This window comes from Bradyrhizobium sp. SZCCHNS1022 (assembly GCF_032484835.1).
Taxonomy (GTDB): domain Bacteria; phylum Pseudomonadota; class Alphaproteobacteria; order Rhizobiales; family Xanthobacteraceae; genus Bradyrhizobium.
On sequence record NZ_JAUETT010000001.1, the window covers coordinates 2,829,153 to 2,844,628 of the forward strand.

The 15,476-nt window shown below is 65.6% G+C and carries 18 protein-coding genes; 4 read left to right on the top strand and 14 right to left on the bottom strand.

The annotated features are described in order from the left end of the window. Positions 1–117 precede the first annotated feature (117 nt). The gene (locus QX071_RS12775) at positions 118–351 is read left to right on the top strand and encodes a DUF6894 family protein (RefSeq protein WP_315706860.1); all 234 of its coding nucleotides are present in this window, start codon (positions 118–120) and stop codon (positions 349–351) included. A gap of 272 nt (positions 352–623) precedes the next feature. Continuing rightward, complete coding sequence (locus tag QX071_RS12780) at positions 624–2,312, top strand: methyl-accepting chemotaxis protein (RefSeq protein ID WP_315706861.1); 1,689 nt, start codon at positions 624–626, stop codon at positions 2,310–2,312. 3 nt (positions 2,313–2,315) lie between these two features. Here QX071_RS12780 and QX071_RS12785 read toward each other — a convergent pair whose 3' ends face one another. From QX071_RS12785 to QX071_RS12815, 7 genes are all read right to left on the bottom strand, one after another. Beyond that, the gene (locus tag QX071_RS12785) at positions 2,316–5,021 is read right to left on the bottom strand and encodes a DUF2339 domain-containing protein (protein ID WP_315706862.1); all 2,706 of its coding nucleotides are present in this window, start codon (positions 5,019–5,021) and stop codon (positions 2,316–2,318) included. A 161-nt stretch (positions 5,022–5,182) separates the two neighbouring features. After that, a complete protein-coding gene (locus tag QX071_RS12790) occupies positions 5,183–5,689 on the bottom strand; it encodes a protein tyrosine phosphatase (protein ID WP_315706863.1) in 507 nt (168 codons plus the stop codon). Positions 5,690–5,707: 18 nt separating this feature from the next. Beyond that, positions 5,708–5,950: a hypothetical protein gene (locus QX071_RS12795; RefSeq protein ID WP_315706864.1), complete on the bottom strand. Its 243-nt coding sequence runs from the start codon at positions 5,948–5,950 to the stop codon at positions 5,708–5,710. Further along, complete coding sequence (locus QX071_RS12800) at positions 5,947–6,186, bottom strand: hypothetical protein (protein ID WP_315706865.1); 240 nt, start codon at positions 6,184–6,186, stop codon at positions 5,947–5,949. Before QX071_RS12800 ends, QX071_RS12795 begins: the two co-directional genes overlap by 4 nt. A gap of 4 nt (positions 6,187–6,190) precedes the next feature. Continuing rightward, a complete protein-coding gene (locus QX071_RS12805) occupies positions 6,191–6,805 on the bottom strand; it encodes an HD family hydrolase (RefSeq protein WP_315706866.1) in 615 nt (204 codons plus the stop codon). After that, a complete protein-coding gene (locus QX071_RS12810) occupies positions 6,802–7,443 on the bottom strand; it encodes a DNA-3-methyladenine glycosylase I (protein ID WP_315706867.1) in 642 nt (213 codons plus the stop codon). The genes QX071_RS12805 and QX071_RS12810 overlap by 4 nt, the downstream gene beginning before the upstream one ends. Beyond that, on the bottom strand, positions 7,440–8,321 hold the full coding sequence (locus QX071_RS12815; RefSeq protein ID WP_315706868.1) for a folate-binding protein: 882 nt from the start codon (positions 8,319–8,321) through the stop codon (positions 7,440–7,442). Before QX071_RS12815 ends, QX071_RS12810 begins: the two co-directional genes overlap by 4 nt. A 200-nt stretch (positions 8,322–8,521) precedes the next feature. On the opposite strand from QX071_RS12815, the gene QX071_RS12820 reads away from it, so the two are divergent. Then, complete coding sequence (locus tag QX071_RS12820; RefSeq protein ID WP_315706869.1) at positions 8,522–9,856, top strand: dihydroorotase; 1,335 nt, start codon at positions 8,522–8,524, stop codon at positions 9,854–9,856. Between the two features lie 185 nt (positions 9,857–10,041). Here QX071_RS12820 and QX071_RS12825 read toward each other — a convergent pair whose 3' ends face one another. From QX071_RS12825 to QX071_RS12840, 4 genes are all read right to left on the bottom strand, one after another. After that, entirely contained in the window at positions 10,042–10,308 is a 267-nt protein-coding gene (locus QX071_RS12825) for a hypothetical protein (protein ID WP_315706870.1), read from the bottom strand. Between the two features lie 185 nt (positions 10,309–10,493). After that, positions 10,494–10,871, bottom strand: a complete 378-nt coding sequence (locus tag QX071_RS12830) for a TIGR02301 family protein (protein WP_315706871.1) — start codon at positions 10,869–10,871, stop codon at positions 10,494–10,496. 61 nt (positions 10,872–10,932) lie between these two features. After that, complete coding sequence (locus tag QX071_RS12835) at positions 10,933–11,352, bottom strand: NUDIX hydrolase (RefSeq protein ID WP_315706872.1); 420 nt, start codon at positions 11,350–11,352, stop codon at positions 10,933–10,935. A gap of 70 nt (positions 11,353–11,422) precedes the next feature. Continuing rightward, positions 11,423–11,971, bottom strand: a complete 549-nt coding sequence (locus tag QX071_RS12840) for a hypothetical protein (RefSeq protein ID WP_315706873.1) — start codon at positions 11,969–11,971, stop codon at positions 11,423–11,425. Positions 11,972–12,034: 63 nt separating this feature from the next. On the opposite strand from QX071_RS12840, the gene QX071_RS12845 reads away from it, so the two are divergent. Beyond that, the gene (locus QX071_RS12845) at positions 12,035–12,805 is read left to right on the top strand and encodes an SOS response-associated peptidase (RefSeq protein ID WP_315706874.1); all 771 of its coding nucleotides are present in this window, start codon (positions 12,035–12,037) and stop codon (positions 12,803–12,805) included. Between the two features lie 101 nt (positions 12,806–12,906). On the opposite strand, the gene QX071_RS12850 is transcribed toward QX071_RS12845, so the two are convergent. The 3 genes from QX071_RS12850 to QX071_RS12860 all read right to left on the bottom strand — a co-directional run bounded on the left by QX071_RS12850 (position 12,907) and on the right by QX071_RS12860 (position 15,469). Continuing rightward, entirely contained in the window at positions 12,907–13,488 is a 582-nt protein-coding gene (locus QX071_RS12850; RefSeq protein WP_315706875.1) for an NUDIX domain-containing protein, read from the bottom strand. 15 nt (positions 13,489–13,503) lie between these two features. Continuing rightward, positions 13,504–13,950, bottom strand: coding sequence for a GNAT family acetyltransferase (locus tag QX071_RS12855; RefSeq protein ID WP_315706876.1), 447 nt, complete (start codon positions 13,948–13,950; stop codon positions 13,504–13,506). A 91-nt stretch (positions 13,951–14,041) separates the two neighbouring features. Beyond that, positions 14,042–15,469: an FAD-binding oxidoreductase gene (locus tag QX071_RS12860; RefSeq protein WP_315706877.1), complete on the bottom strand. Its 1,428-nt coding sequence runs from the start codon at positions 15,467–15,469 to the stop codon at positions 14,042–14,044. Positions 15,470–15,476 lie beyond the last annotated feature (7 nt).

Here is a 15,476-nt window from a genome sequence, read left to right on the forward strand (position 1 = left end):
CTGCTCGCAAAGCGGTTTGAATGATTGCGCCGTAGTCCCACGGCCCCCTAGATTCATGTCCCGATAGCAACTCTCGGTTAGTTTGGGTCGAGGGGGGCCATGTGAAAAGGGGCGTTGATGTCGCTTTATTTCTTCCGCATCAGTCACGGTCGTTTTGCGGGCGCGGCTGATCAGCCTTACGAATTCGCCAATCGCGAGTCGGCGTGGAACGAGTTGACGGCGGTCTGCGCCGACCTGATCGGCGGCATCTCGCGTACCCTTCGGGAAGATGCGGAGTGGCGGATGGAATTGCTCGACGAAGCCAAGCAGCCGGTGTTTCGAATTCGCTTGGTCGCGGAGTCCATCGGATAGAGCATGATCCGGAGTCTGATTTAGTCCCTCGCGCCGCTGTGCCGCGTCAGCCATGACCACTCCCCCCGATACCGGCGATCTCATCAGTATCGGAGTGTTGTCCGTAGTAGAGCGGAGTTTCCGGTTAAGGAACCCTTTGCGGAACTGCATCAATGTGGCGATCGGAATTTCCGATCGGATCATTTCGCATTCGAGTGCAGTTCGCGCCGCCTACGCGCATGCGCCGTTGTCGCAGCTCGCAGGCTGATTGCACTCCCTGGTGGGGACATCACATGGCCACTCTGTCCATTCGTGCCAAGATCATTGCCGTCATCGTCTTCATGCTCGCAACGACGTCGGGCCTCGGCCTTCTTGCCGTGTACAGCATGCGCGCGATCAATGCGCACACCGTCGACATCGCGGAGAACTGGCTGCCGAGCGTACGCACCATCGGCCAGCTGCGCGCCGATATTAACCTGTTGCGCATTGCGCTCCGCGCCCAGGTGATGTCGGAAACGGAAGAAGCCAAGCAGGCAGCTGACAAGCGGCTCGCGGGCATCTTCGAGGCGATCGCAAACGATCGCAAGAAATACGAGCCTTTGATCACGTCGCCGGAAGAGCGAGCGATCTACGACAATTGGTTGCAGGCCTGGGACAAGTATGTCGTCGGTGTACGGCAGGTCATGGACGAGTCGCACAAGAGCGTTGGCAGAATCCCGCATGAGGCGACCGAGCTTCTGGACAAGCAGGTCGCCGTGATCGCGCGTGCGGCCGACAATTACTTCGTGCAAGATATCCAGCTCAACGACAAGGGGGCGGAACAGGCGACGCAGGCGGCTGCCGAGGGCTATGCCAGAGCTTTCTGGCTGGTGCTGATGATCATCGGCGCCGCCATGATTGCCGGCATCGCGGTCGGAATCTCGCTGGTGCGCAGCGTGTCGCAGGGCATCGCCTCGATCATCACGCCGATGCAGGCGCTGGGGGCTGGCGACTTGAGCGCCGAGGTTCCGCATCGTGGCGAAACGACCGAAATCGGCGCGATGGCCGACACGTTGCAGGTCTTCAAGGAGGCGCTGATCGCGAAGAAAGCCGCGGACGAGGCTGCTGCGCATGATACCGAAGCCAAGATCGAGCGTGGCCGCCGGGTCGACAACATCACGCGCCAGTTCGAAGCCACGATCGGCGACATCGTCAACACGGTGTCATCGGCCTCGACCGAGCTCGAGCACTCCGCAGCCTCGCTGTCGTCGACCGCAAACCGCTCGCAGCAGATCTCGACGATGGTCGCTGCGGCCTCGGAGGAAGCCTCCACCAACGTTCAGTCCGTCGCATCGGCCACCGAAGAGCTCTCCTCGTCGATCACCGAGATCAGCCGTCAGGTACAGGACTCCGCGCGCATGGCCCTCGAGGCTGTCGAGCAGGCGCGGATGACCAACGACCGGGTCGGCGAGTTGACCAAGGCCGCCGCTCGCATCGGCGATGTGGTCGAACTGATCAACACGATCGCAGGGCAAACCAACCTGCTGGCGCTGAATGCGACGATCGAGGCGGCGCGGGCCGGCGAAGCCGGCAAGGGCTTTGCGGTGGTTGCCACCGAAGTGAAGGCCCTTGCCGAGCAGACCGCCAGGGCGACCGACGAGATCGGCCAGCAGGTCTCGGGCATCCAGGCGGCGACACAGGAATCGGTCGGCGCCATCAAGGCGATCTCAGGCACGATCGAGAAGCTCTCGGAGATCTCGTCCGCGATCGCCGCCGCCGTCGAAGAGCAGGGGGCCGCAACGCAGGAGATCTCGCGCAACGTTCAGCAGGCGGCGCAGGGCACGGAGCTGGTGTCGTCGAATGTCGTCGACGTGCAGCGCGGCGCGACGGAGACCGGCAGCGCCTCCTCGCAGGTGCTGGGCGCGGCGAAGTCGCTCGCGCAGGACAGCGACCGCCTCAAGCGCGAGGTGGCGCAGTTCCTGCAGTCCGTCCGCGCGGCGTGAGATTTATTGGCTCGGCGCGGCTGCTTCCGGCAGCCGCTTGCGGAACAGGATCTTCTGATACAGCCAGCCGATCGCGACGAGGACGAGGCCGAGGCAGATGAACGACAGCGCGCGGTAGACGCCCGTCAGCGTGGACATGTCGATCAGGAAGGCCTTGGCGATCGTCAGCGCGATCACCACGGCCGAGGCGAGCCGCGCGCGCTGCGACTGAATCAGGATGCCGACCCCGAGCAGAACCACGCCGAAGCCGAGCCATGCGATCGAATAGGTGTATTGCTCGGCTCCGCTGGTCGCGCCCTCGGCCAGGTCGGGGCCGTGATAGAGCCTGCGGATTTCCAGACTGACGTAACTCAACGCAAGGATCAGCGCGCCGGCGGCCAGGCTGTTGGCGTAGACGACTGGGCGTCGGCCTGCGACGGCGTAGGACAACAGCAGCATCAGGATTGCCGGAAACGCATAGGCGAGCAGCAGCAGATTGAGGATGCGGCCTTTGATCTCGACATCCGAGATCATCGGGTTTTCCAGCAGCAACAGCCCGAACACGCTGCCGAGCACGGCGAAGACGGTCAACAGCACCGCGCCCGCATCATGGATGACGCTCCCGCTGCGCAGGCGCAGCCGTTCGAGGCCGATGGCGAGCGCGAGCGCGACGCAGACATCGAGGCCGGCTTCCGCGAGCGAGGGCACCGCCAGCATGTCGCCGCCATTGATGGCGTGGCGGATCTCCAGGAAGGCGAGCAGGACCGTGAACAGGATCGCGGCTGCCTCGACCGCACGCAGCGGCGCATCGTCGCCGCGCGGCCGCATCTGGGAGCTCGCCGCCCAGAATGACGCCGCCGGCAAGCCATAGCCCCACAACAGCCAGTTGAAGATCGGCGTGGTGCCGACATCGTCACCGACGATCCGCGGCTCATAGCCGATCCGCAGCAGCACGAGGCCGGCGAAGACAGCAGAGAGGGTGCGCAGGAACGGGATCGGCCGCTGCGTGGCGATCCAGGCGGTGCCCAGCGACATCAGCGCGAGCGCGATCGTCAACCAGCCCTTCTCCAGGGCGAAGGTCAGTGCGAGCGCCAGCGCGCCGAGTGCGCCGGTCGCAAACAGCGCGACCGAGACGTTCAGCCCTGGCCTGGGCTCGCGGCGCGACAGGGCTTCGGTTGCGGCAGCAAAGGCTGCGGCCAGCAGCACCGCAAGGATCGCGAACGGGATCGAGCGGTCGAGATGGGCGATGCGCGCGTAAAGCGCAACGAGGAGCGCCACGGGCGTGAAGACGCCGGCGCCCGACCAGATGATGGGTACGATGGCATGACGGCTTCGGCCCTGCGCGAGGAAGCCGGTTGCGCCGAAACCGGCGGCAAAGATGGCCGCAATCGTGAGATGCAAGGCGACGGATTCGCCGGTCGGGCTCGATCCCATGCCGGGCAGGGCGCCGCCCGGCAACACCAGCATGTCGGGATTGTCGCGCACCGCCCATTCCGCAAACACGATGAAGACCATCGCCGCCGCCGCGCCGATGGCACCGCTTGCGGCAGGCGCCCGCCAGGCGACCATCAGGGTGCCCGCGACCAGCGCCGCGAAGGCGATCAGCGCCACGCCGTCATGCAGGCTGGCTAGCACGATCAGCATCGCGCCCAACAAATAGATCGCCAGCGATGCCGAGGAGATCGGCTCGAACTCGTCGCCGGCGGCGTCGGGGCCGAACATGAAGCCACAGACGACGATCAGGGCTGCCAATGCGAAGCCCACGACGACGTGGAAGACGTGCGGTGCCACCATCGACAGCCCGCAATCCAGGCAGGGCAAGGTCCACAGGAAGGCGAGCACGATCGTGGTGATCGCGAGCCAGCGCCACAGCCGGATGCGCGCCAGCGCGAAGGCGGCAGCGGTGACGACCGCCAGATAGATGTAGAGGGCCCAGTAGTTCGGCTCGTCCGACGAGACCAGCACGGGGGTGACGAAGGCGCCGGCAATGCCGAGTCCGGCGAGCGCCGGCCCGTGCAGCAGGGCCGTTGCCAAGGTGCCCAGCGCAACGATCCCGAGCAGCATGAAGGCGGTTGCGGGAGCGAGAAAATCGTAGAGCGCGTAGGCCGCATAGACCGTGGCGAATGCCACCGCCGTCCCCGCCGCGGTCAGGATCGCCGGGATGTTGGCGATGGGTAGCGGCGCGATCTGCGACAGGCTCTCCTTGCGCCGCGCCCATTCGCCGGAACCGAGCAGCGCCAGCGCGAACAGCCCGCCCAGGGTTACGCGCACGGCAGGGCCGACCAGGCCGGCCTCGATCGAATAGCGCACCAGGAAGAAGCCGCCGAGCGCGAGCGCAAGCCCGCCGATCCACACCACCCAGCGCGTGCCGATCCGTTCCTCGAAGCCCTGGGCAGCCGGCTGTGGCGCGGCTGAGGGAAGCGGCGGGGGCAGGTGCCGCGCTTCGTCGCTGGTCTCCCCCGGGCCAGCAGCGGCGCTGGTGCTGGCGATCTCGGGCTGGTCGGGCGGGAGCGCGGCGGACTCTTCCGCTTCCAGCGAGGCCTCTGGCTCCTGCGCGGGCGTAAGCGGCGGCGGCACCGCCACCAATGTCGTGGCTTCGGCTCCCGCTCCTGCCTCCAGGCGATCCAGCCGTGCGCGCAAGCGTGCGGCTTCTCCTGCAGCCTTGCGGGCAAAGACCAGCGCGCCGATCGCGATCAGGAGCGCAATCCAGTCTAGCGGCCAGTCGAACATGCTGCGTCTCGAACTCGGTGCCGGGGTCCGGCGGTTACCGCAAAGGTCAACCGCACCGCGTCATTCCCCAGCTGGCCGGACCGCGGCCAATGGAGCAGATGGCAGGTTCCCGTAAGTCTCGATCCCGCTGGCAAAAGTTCAAACCGCCCGCAGCGATCCGCTCAGTCGAGCTCGATCCGGAACGGCCGGCCTTCGGTCGACATCGCGCCCGGGCCGATCGCGTCGATGGCGCGGATCATGCGTCCTTCCCGCCCCAGCGCCGCGTCGGCAAGGCTGACGATCAGGCGGTTCGGTGCGGCGATGGGCGAAGCCGCGCGGATGGCCCTTGCGATCGCGAGCTCATCGCGGTGCGGATTGAGCGCGCAGGCGGCCGCGAAGGCGCTGGCGGTCGAGCGGCTGATGCCGGCATAGCAATGCACCACCAGCGGCGCCTTGCGGTCCCAGCCGCGGACGAAGTCGAGAACCTGCGCCACGTGGTGCTCGCAGGGCGCGACGAAGCCCTCGATCTCCTCGGTGATGTCGTCCACCGACACCTTGAGGTGATTGTGCGGCAGGATGGCCTCGGGCGTCAGCACCTGGTCGACATTGGCCATGACCGTCAGCACGTGGCTGGCGCGGGTGCGACGGACCGTATCGGGCAAGGCGGCGAGAGAGCAGACGTGGATCATCCCGAAAAGATGTCGCGTTCAGGGTTGTCGATGTCGCTTGAGCTGGCGCAGCTGCTGGCGGGCGAGGGAGGCGTTGCCCTCGATCTCGGCATTCAGCCGCTCGAGACGATCGAAGAGACGTTCGCGCCGGGCCGGCGTGGGCTGGGACGGGGCCTCGACGGGCTTCTCGGCCCAGGGGCGGCGGATGAACAGGGCAAGGATCCACACCATGGCCGCGACTGCCAACGGCATGCTCAAAGCATAGATCTGACCGACCGTCATCGGAGGCCTCCCAGAAGCCACTGTGCCCCTAAATGTAGGAGCAAACCCGCCGCAAAGCAAACCGGGGCCGAAACGTAGACCAGGGTGGGGTCGGTGCTCTGGGGCAGGAACCCATAGATCTCCTGGCCGATCGGGACGAAGACTCCGACGGAGATGATCGCGGTCGCCAGCGTATTGGCCCAGTTCGCAAGCAGCTTCAGCCGCTCATTGCGGCGTTCGTCCGGCGTCAGCGGCATCGCATCAGGTCCCTAGAACGGCATGGAAGCGCGTCAGGAAGCGTTTCTCGGCCTTCGAGGCGCTCCACGGCGTCAGGTAGTCGACGCGTGTCGCTTCGGGCAGGCCGGGATCGCGGCCGAACAGCCGCTTGGCCTCGCTCTCGGAGAAGCCCGCAAGCTCCGTGGCCTCGAGATAGGCGGCGCCGCGGTCGGCGGCCTTGATCTGCCTCTCGATGTCAGGCGCGAGCTCCGCCGGCAGGCCGAAGCGGATGTGGATCGCGCCCAGCAAGCGTTTCTCGACCGTCTTGTAGTCCGCTCCCAGCACCGCCTTGAACGGCGAGATCATGTCGCCGATGACATATTCCGGTGCGTCATGCAGGAGGGCGGCGAGCCGCAGCCGGTCGTCGATGTTCGGATTGCGCGTGCGCATCACGGCCTCCACCAGCAGCGTGTGTTGCGCCACCGAGAAGATGTGCGCCCCGCGCGTCTGGCCGTTCCAGCGCGCCACGCGCGCGAGCCCATGGGCGATGTCGGCGATCTCGATGTCGAGCGGGGAGGGGTCGATCAGATCGAGCCTGCGGCCCGACAGCATGCGCTGCCAGACGCGGGTCTGGCCGGGTGAAGCCTTCTTGACGCTCATAGGGCTTTGGGGCGCGGGGCTTTGAGGCGCGGGGTGCGGCGTTTGCCGCTGCAGGTCTCGTGGCAGAAGCAGGTGACGAGATGATCGTTGACCATGCCGGTCGCCTGCATGAACGCGTAGACGATCGTGGGCCCGACGAATTTGAAGCCGCGGGTCGATAGTTCCTTGGAGATCTTGATCGAGAGCGGGGTCGAGGCCGGCACGCTCGCGGTGGTCTTGAACTCGTTCACCTTGGGCCGGCCGTCGACGAAGTCCCACAGGAATTTCGAGAAGCCCTCGCCTTGCTCCTGGATCTTGAGCCAAGCCTTGGCGCTCAGAATCGTGCCCTCGACCTTGGCGCGGTTGCGGACGATGCCGGCATCGTTCATCAGCGCGTGGATCTTCTTGTCGGTGTAGCGGGCGATCTTCTCCGGTTGGAAATCGTCGAAGGCGCGACGGAAATTGTCGCGCTTGCGCAGGATCGTGATCCAGGACAGCCCGGCCTGGAAGCCGTCCAGGATCAGCTTTTCATAGAGCGCGCGATCGTCATATTCCGGCACGCCCCATTCGGAGTCGTGATAGGCGACGTAAAACGGATCGTCGCCCGGCCAAGGACATCGCCTCAGACCATCAGGATGAAGGCGCGCAGATCTGCTCATGCCACGGTTTGCTTCGGTGCGCCCTGTAGCGCCTCGAGATCGACCACCCGCAGGGCGAGACCGCCCGCGGTCAGCGGCGTGCCGGTCTCGATCGCCTCGGTCGTGCGGTCGATGCGCAGCAGCGCGATACCCGCCTGCGCCGCCGCCGAGCCCATCGTGCCGACCGTCTTGTCGCCCGCGACCACTGGCGTGCCCGGTTCCGGCGCGGGTCCCTCTAGCGTCACCTGAGCCGCGCGGGTGCGCGTGGTGCCGCGATGATGCATGCGGCTGACGACCTCCTGGCCGACATAGCAGCCCTTGCCGATATCGACGCCGTTCAGGCGGTCCATGTTGGTCTCATGCGGGAAGGCATCGCCATAGGCGAAGTCGAGGCCGCCCTGAGGGACGCTGTGAGCGATCCGTTGGGCATCATAGGCGCCGACATCGGCGATCTCGGCGCCTAGCTCGGCGGCCACGCGCGGCAGCTCGTCCTGCGGCGCGATCGCGCGCCAGCCGAGTTCGGGCCGTCGCGGGTCGGCAAAGCTCAACTCCGGCCGAGCTGCGGGCGTGCCGCCCCAGGCCGCGACGACGCCGAGCCGATCGGACAGGTTTTCGATGCTGATCTTGGCGCGCAGCTTGTACAAGTTGAGCTTGTCGGTCAGCGCCTGGGCCAGTGCCCGCGGGCAGTCGAGCAGGAAGCGCTCGCCAGCCTCGGAGGGCATCTCGGCGATCAGGAAATCGACGATGATCTTGCCCTGCGGCGTCAGCAGGGCGCCGAACCGCGCCTCGCCAGGATGGAGCTTGGTGACATCGGTGGTGACAAGGCCGTTCAGGAACTTGCGTGCGTCGGCGCCGCTGACCTGGACCACGCCCCGGTCGGGGAGAAAGGTCGCTTTCATTCTGCAAAAACCTCTTGCGACACGCCGCACCGAAACGTAAGCCGCCCTGGCACAAACCACAAGGCGGAAACGGTGTCGCAGGGTGGCTTCATTCTCAAGATGAAGTTGAACTGCCTGCAGCAGACTAGCAAATGGGCAGGCGTGTAGCATGATCGCTTGCTGCGCCAAGCCGTGTGGAGAATGAAATCCTACGAGGGATCATGAGCCAGCGCTTCGACCTCATTCTGAAATCCGGCACCGTCGTCAATCAGGACGGCGAGGGCGTGCGCGACGTCGGTATCACCGGCGGCCGGATCGCCGAGATCGGCGCGCTCGGCGGGGCCTCGGCTGCCGAGGTGATCGACTGCAAGGGTCTGCATATCCTGCCCGGCGTCATCGACACCCAGGTGCATTTCCGTGAGCCTGGGCTCACGCATAAGGAAGATCTCGAGACGGGCTCGCGCAGCGCCGTGATGGGCGGCGTCACCGCAGTGTTTGAGATGCCGAACACCAATCCGCTGACGGTGACCGAGAAGGCCTTCACGGAGAAGGTGAGCGCCGGCCGGCATCGCATGCATTGCGATTTCGCCTTCTTCATCGGCGGCACCCGCGAGAATGTCGAGCAGCTTCCGGTGCTGGAGCGCGCCGAAGGCTGCGCCGGGGTGAAGGTGTTCGTCGGCTCGTCCACCGGCTCGCTGCTGGTCGAGGACGACGACAGCCTGCGTCGCATCTTCCAGGTGATCCGCCGCCGCGCGGCCTTCCACGCCGAGGACGAATACCGCCTGAACGATCGCAAGAGCCTGCGCGTCGAGGACGATCCGCGTTCACATCCGGTGTGGCGCGACGAAGAGGCGGCGCTGCTGGCGACGCAGCGGCTGGTCACCCTCGCGCACGAGACGGGAAAGCGCATCCATGTGCTGCACGTCTCGACCAAGCAGGAGATCGCGTTTTTGCGCGACCATAAGGATGTCGCTTCGGTGGAGGCGACGCCGCATCATCTGACGCTCGCCGCGCCCGAATGTTACGAGCGGCTCGGCACCCACGCTCAAATGAACCCACCGGTCCGTTCGGCCGATCATCGCGACGCGATCTGGTGGGGCGTCGAGCAGGGCATCGTGGACATTCTGGGCTCCGACCACGCGCCGCATACGCTGGAGGAGAAGGCGAAGACCTATCCCGCCTCGCCGTCCGGCATGACCGGCGTGCAGACGCTGGTGCCGATCATGCTCGACCACGTCAATGCCGGGCGGCTCTCGCTGCAGCGTTTCGTCGATCTCACCAGCGCCGGCCCCGCGCGGCTCTACGACATCGCCTGCAAGGGCCGGATCGCCGCGGGCTACGACGCCGATCTCACCATCGTCGATTTGAAGCGCAGCGAGACCATCACCAACAAATGGGTCGCTTCGCGCGCCGGCTGGACCCCTTACGACGGCCTGCGCGTGACCGGCTGGCCGGTCGGCACCGTCGTCCGCGGCAGGCGGGTGATGTGGCAGGGCGAGCTGTTGACGCCTGCGACCGGCGAGCCGGTGCGGTTCCTGGAGACGCTGAAGCCCTGATCAAGAATCGTAGGGTGGGCAAAGGCGCGCGACGATGTTTTCGCGTTCGCGGTGACGGAAAGCGCCGTGCGCCTGCCGTGCCGGAAGGTGGTGGGCACGCTTCGCTTTGCCCACCCTACAAGACTGGCGTCTCTGGAATACCGGCGTGTCCGGTCATGCCGGACGACGATAGCGGAGTGCTGCGGCTACTGCGTCGCGCGCGACAGCGAGAACTCGCCGTGGCGCACCCGGGTCGACAGCGCTTCCACGAAGGTCGCGACGGCGTCCTCCCCATAGGTGCCGACCAGCTCGGCCAAGGCGGCGAACAGGCTCGCCTGGGCCAGGCAATCGCCGTCGACGCCATCATGGCGCGCTTCCGCCCAGGCCTCGTTGAGATAGCTGAGCGCGGCCTGCTTCTGCTCGTGATCGGGCAGGACGGCGTGGACGGTGCTGAAGGGTACGGAATGGCTCATGAAGACTGTCGGTCGGACTGTTGGCGCGATTCTCCGGGCGGGCGCGCCGGACCCGAGCTGTTTACCACGGCCAGGGCGCTCGCCTAGGCAGTTCTTTAGGAAAGGTTAACGGGATCGCATAATCGCGTGGATGGTCTGACCACGATGCGCTGCCACGGGCGCGGCGAACAGAGTGTTCGACCGGATCAGTTGGCGTAGCGCGCCGTGAGGTCGCGCGAGATCTTCGCGCCCTCGTCGATATAGCGGCGGATCGCCACCATCGCTGCCGGCGTGCAGGTGCGATAGGTCTGCTGGAAGCCGTTATAGCCGCGGTTGAAGCCCGCGATCATGCGGGTGCGGCGGTCGCCTGAGGGCGTTTCGGCATCGATCAGCGCCTGCATCTGGTTGCGCCATTTGGCGCCCTCATTGGCGCCGCAGATGCCGCGGAGGTAATGCAGGGCGCCGAGGATTTCGGCGAGCCGCTGCAGGTCGCCGTCGAACGGGGCAGCCGCCTGCTGTGCGCGCGCAGGCGCCGCGGCGCACGCCGCAATGACGAGAAGGACGGCCAGGAGACGTTTCGACATCAGGGGTCCGTGATAGGCCTTCGCAAGGTGCGGAGGCAAGGCGGAACAGGTCGCGCTGACCTTACAGTAGCCGTTGAGACGCCGCGACGATCTCGGGCAGGCCCGCGGTCAGCGTCAGGCCGCCGAGCGCATCCGGTGCCAGCCATTGGAAATCATCCAGCTCGGCGTTGAGCCGTACCTCGCCGGCGCGCCAGCGCGCGGCAAAGGGCAGGATCACGAAATGGCCGCCGCCGGTGGTCTCGGGCAGCACCTCGCGCCAGCCGGCGAGGGCGACGATGTCGATCGACAGAGCGGTTTCCTCCTCGACCTCGCGGCGCAAGGCCACATGGAGCGGCTCGCCAAACTCGACGCGGCCGCCGGGCAGGGTGTAGACCCCCTTGGCAGGGGCGCGTGCGCGCCGGACCAGCAGCAGCTTGTTCGCGCGAAAGATGGCGGCACTGACCGCGAGCTGGGGATGGTTCGGCGTGGCGGTCGGGGACATCGCGGCGAGGCTCCGGAGTGACGGTACCGCCATCTTACGTCAGGCTTGCAGCGGTCCAAATCCGCTTCGATCAGAAGCTCGCCATGATGGCGTCGACGGCATCGACCTCGTCGATCTCGCCCTCGTCGGGAACAGGATCCGGTTCGAGGTCGCCATTGATCAAGCCGCCGGCCTCTGCGATCAAGGGTTTGACCCAGCCTGTGGCCTGGGTGGCCAGCCTGGCGCGGGTCGCATCCTGCTTGGCGTCGCGCATCGCCGTTCCGACAGCGAGCAGGATGTCGGTCATGGTTTTGGTGATGTGATCGAATCGTTCGCGAATCGAAGGATCGGCCGTTTCATAGGCCTCGATGACGAGATCGCGGGCCTTGAAATTGGTCGCGGTGAAATGCTCTGCATAACTGAGCGGCTTCCATGCCAGAAAATCTTCGGCGCATTCCGGCATGTCCGGGATCATTTCCAGCAGCATCACCGCTTCGTTGAAATGATTGAGGTAGTCGGTTGCGAGCCCGGTGCGTGGGTTGATGTTGGCGGCGCGCAGCATTGCGGCACGATCAACGGTGCCCGTCACTTGCTCGTTCGTGCGATCGGTCTGCACGGGTGGTAGGGCCGCTGTGCTCATCCGCTGCAGTGTTGGCGTTTGGAGTTAAAAGGTCCTGAACGGTCAAATAATTTGAGTGGGATTATGTGCGGACGTTTCGTCATTACTTCACCACCCGCAGCATTGCGGCAGATGTTCGGTTACGAGGAGCTGCCGAACTTCCCGCCGCGCCACAACATCGCACCGACGCAACCCATTCCCGTTATCATCCTCGATAACGGCGCGCGACATTTTCGCTTGATGCGCTGGGGCTTGGTTCCGGCCTGGGTCAAGGATCCCCGTAATTTCACGTTGCTGATCAACGCACGCGGCGAGACCGTGCGCGAGAAGCCCGCGTTCAAGAACGCGCTGAAGCGGCGGCGGTGCTTGGTTCCCGCCGACGGCTATTATGAATGGCAGAGCGCGGATGGCCGCAAGCGGCCGTTCTTCATCCATCGTCGCGACGGTGCGCCGATGGGGTTTGCGGCTCTCGCCGAGACCTGGGCCGGGCCCAATGGCGAGGAGGTCGACACGGTGGCGATCGTCACTGCAGCTGCAAGCGCCGAACTCGCCGGTTTGCACCATCGCGTACCCGTCACCATCAGTCCGGCCGATTTTACATTATGGCTGGACTGCAATGCTCATGATGTCGACGAGGCGATGCAGCTGCTCGGGCCGCCGGAGGACGGCGTGTTCAGCTGGTACGAGGTCTCGACACGCGTCAACTCCGTCGCCAATGACGACGCGCAATTGATCCTGCCGATCACGGACGAAGAGCGCGCGGCGCAGGAGGCGCCGAAAAAAGCCCCGAAGAAGGCGGTTGCGCGAAAGGCGCCAGCGCCGCCTCAGGACGACGGGCAGGGCAGTTTGTTTTGAATTCGCTCCTCGCCCGGCGAAAGCGCAGGCCCATGATCACTGGCGTCAATCGTTGCGCGCCAGTGTTGGCCGGGATGCCCGATCGAATCGCGCGATCCGCTCTAGACGAAAATCTTCAGCGCCGCATGTTGCAGCAGCATGATGGTCTTGGCATCGACGATGCGCCCATCGGAGATCATTGCCAGGGTATCTTCAATCAATAGTTGTAAAACTTCGATCTCCTCGCCTTCATGCGCGAGGCCGCCCCCGGCGCTGACGCGCATTTGCGGCTCATATTCGGCGACGAAGAAATGGATCTTCTCGGTCACCGCGCCCGGGCTCATGAAGGCCTCGAACACGAACTTGACGTCATGCAGGCGGTAGCCGGTCTCTTCTTCCGTCTCCAGGCGGATGCGCTCTTCCGGCGTGGCGTCGTCGAGCAGTCCGGCGGCGGCCTCGATCAGGAGATCGTCGTGGCCGTTGACAAAGGCCGGATAGCGGAACTGCTTGACCAGGATGACGCTGCGCTTTTGCAGATTATAAGGCAGGATCGCCGCCGCATTGCCGCGATCGTAGACCTCGCGCTGCTGGGTCTGCCAGCTGCCGTCGTCGCGTCGCCACGCCAGCTTGGTGTTGGTCAGCTTACCGTAGCTCTGCGAGAGCACGCGGACGTCTTCGACGCGGATGCGATCGGAAATGCTCATCGGGATTCCGGAAGGTTACGGTGTCGCCTCGCGACCGTCGAGCCATTTGGCATAGATGACGCGATCCTGCTCAGAATAATCCAGCTTTTCGTAGAACGCCTGCACCTTGCTGTTGTCCGAGCGCACCATCAGCATCAGCTTGGCGACGCCGCGCTGGCGCAGCCAGTCCTCCGCCGCGTTCATGATGCTACGGCCGTGGTCGCGGCCGCGGTGATCGGGATCGACGCTGACGTAATAGACCCAGCCGCGATGGCCGTCATGGCCGACCATGACCGAGGCGACAATCGTGTTGCCGTCGCGGCCGAGCAGGATGGTGGCGTTGTCGCCGTTGCGCGCCAGCGCGATGTCGGAGGCCGGATCGTTCCACGGCCTTGTTAGCCCGCAGCGCTCCCACAAGGCGATCACGGTCGGCACGTCATCGTCGCCGATGGGAGCGATGGCAAGGCTTTGGACGATATCCATTTCGCTACTCTTGATCTCTTCGGAATCGAAGCCGCGTGTTTAGCGCGCGTGTCTGACAGATTTCTGTCAGGTCACGGCCGCGTCGCTTCGGCTACAGCACCTTCCCCGGATTCATGATGCCGAGTGGATCGAGCATCGCCTTCAGCGAGCGCATCAGCGCGATCGCGGTCTTGTCCTTCACGTCGGGCAATTCGTCGCGCTTGAGTACGCCGATGCCGTGTTCGGCCGAGATCGAGCCGCCCATGCGCAGCACGATCTCGAATACAACCGCATTCACCTCGTGCCAGCGCGCCAGATATTGGCTCGTATCGGCACCGACCGGTTGGCTGACATTGTAGTGGATGTTGCCGTCGCCGAGATGGCCGAACGGCACCGGGCGCGCGCCCGGGATCAGCCTCACCACCGCCTCGTTGGCCTCGGCAATGAACGCGGGCACCGCCGCGACCGGCACCGAGATGTCGTGCTTGATCGAGCCGCCCTCGGGCTTCTGTGCCGCCGAGATGTCCTCGCGCAGCTTCCAGAACGCCATGCGCTGCGCCAGGCTGTCGGCGATCGCGGCGTCGTCGACGATGCCGTCCTCGAGGCCCTTTTCGAGGATCGTCTCCAGCGTGGCGCGGGCGTCGTTGCGTGCCGACGACAGCTCCATCAGCACATACCAGGAATGCTTCGACGACAGCGGATCGCGATTGCCGGCGGCATGCCGGATCGAGAAATCGAGCGCGATCGCCGCGATCAGCTCGAAGCTCGTCAGCGCGCCGGCCGCCTCGCTCTGCGCGATGGACAGCAGCTTGAGCGCATCGGCCGGCGATTTCAGCCCGACAAAGGCGGTCTCGATCGCGCGCGGCTTCGGAAACAGTTTCAGGCTGGCCGCGGTGATGATGCCGAGCGTGCCTTCGGCGCCAATGAAGAGGTTGCGCAAATCGTAGCCCGTATTGTCCTTCTTCAACTTCGACAGCGCATTGAGCACGCGGCCGTCCGCCAGCACCACTTCGAGCCCGAGCGCCATTTCGCGCGCCACGCCATAGGCGAGCGCAGCGGTGCCGCCGGCATTGGTGGAGAGATTGCCGCCGATGGTGCAGCTGCCTTCGGCGCCGAGCGAGAGCGGAAACAGCCGGTCGACCTCGGCCGCCTTCTGCTGCGCCACCTGCAGCACCACGCCGGCCTCGCAGGTCATGGTGTTGGAGGCGGTGTCGATCTCGCGGATCTTGTCCAGGCGCTTCAAGGACACCACCACCTCGCCGTGATGCGGTGTCTGGCCGCCGACGAGCCCGGTGTTGCCGCCCTGCGGCACCAGCGCGATCCGATGCTCGCTGGCAAGTTTGCAGATCGCCGCGACCTCAGCCGTGGATCCCGGCCGCAGCACCAGCGGCGAGCGGCCGTGGAACAGATTGCGCTCCTCGGTGACGTAGGGCGCGATGTCGCTCGCCTCGGTCAGCGCCTGGCGCTCGCCGACGATGGCGGCGAATTTCGCGATCAGGTCGGGCGGCAATGGCGGCACGGCGGGCTGGCTGATGTTCATCGTGTCT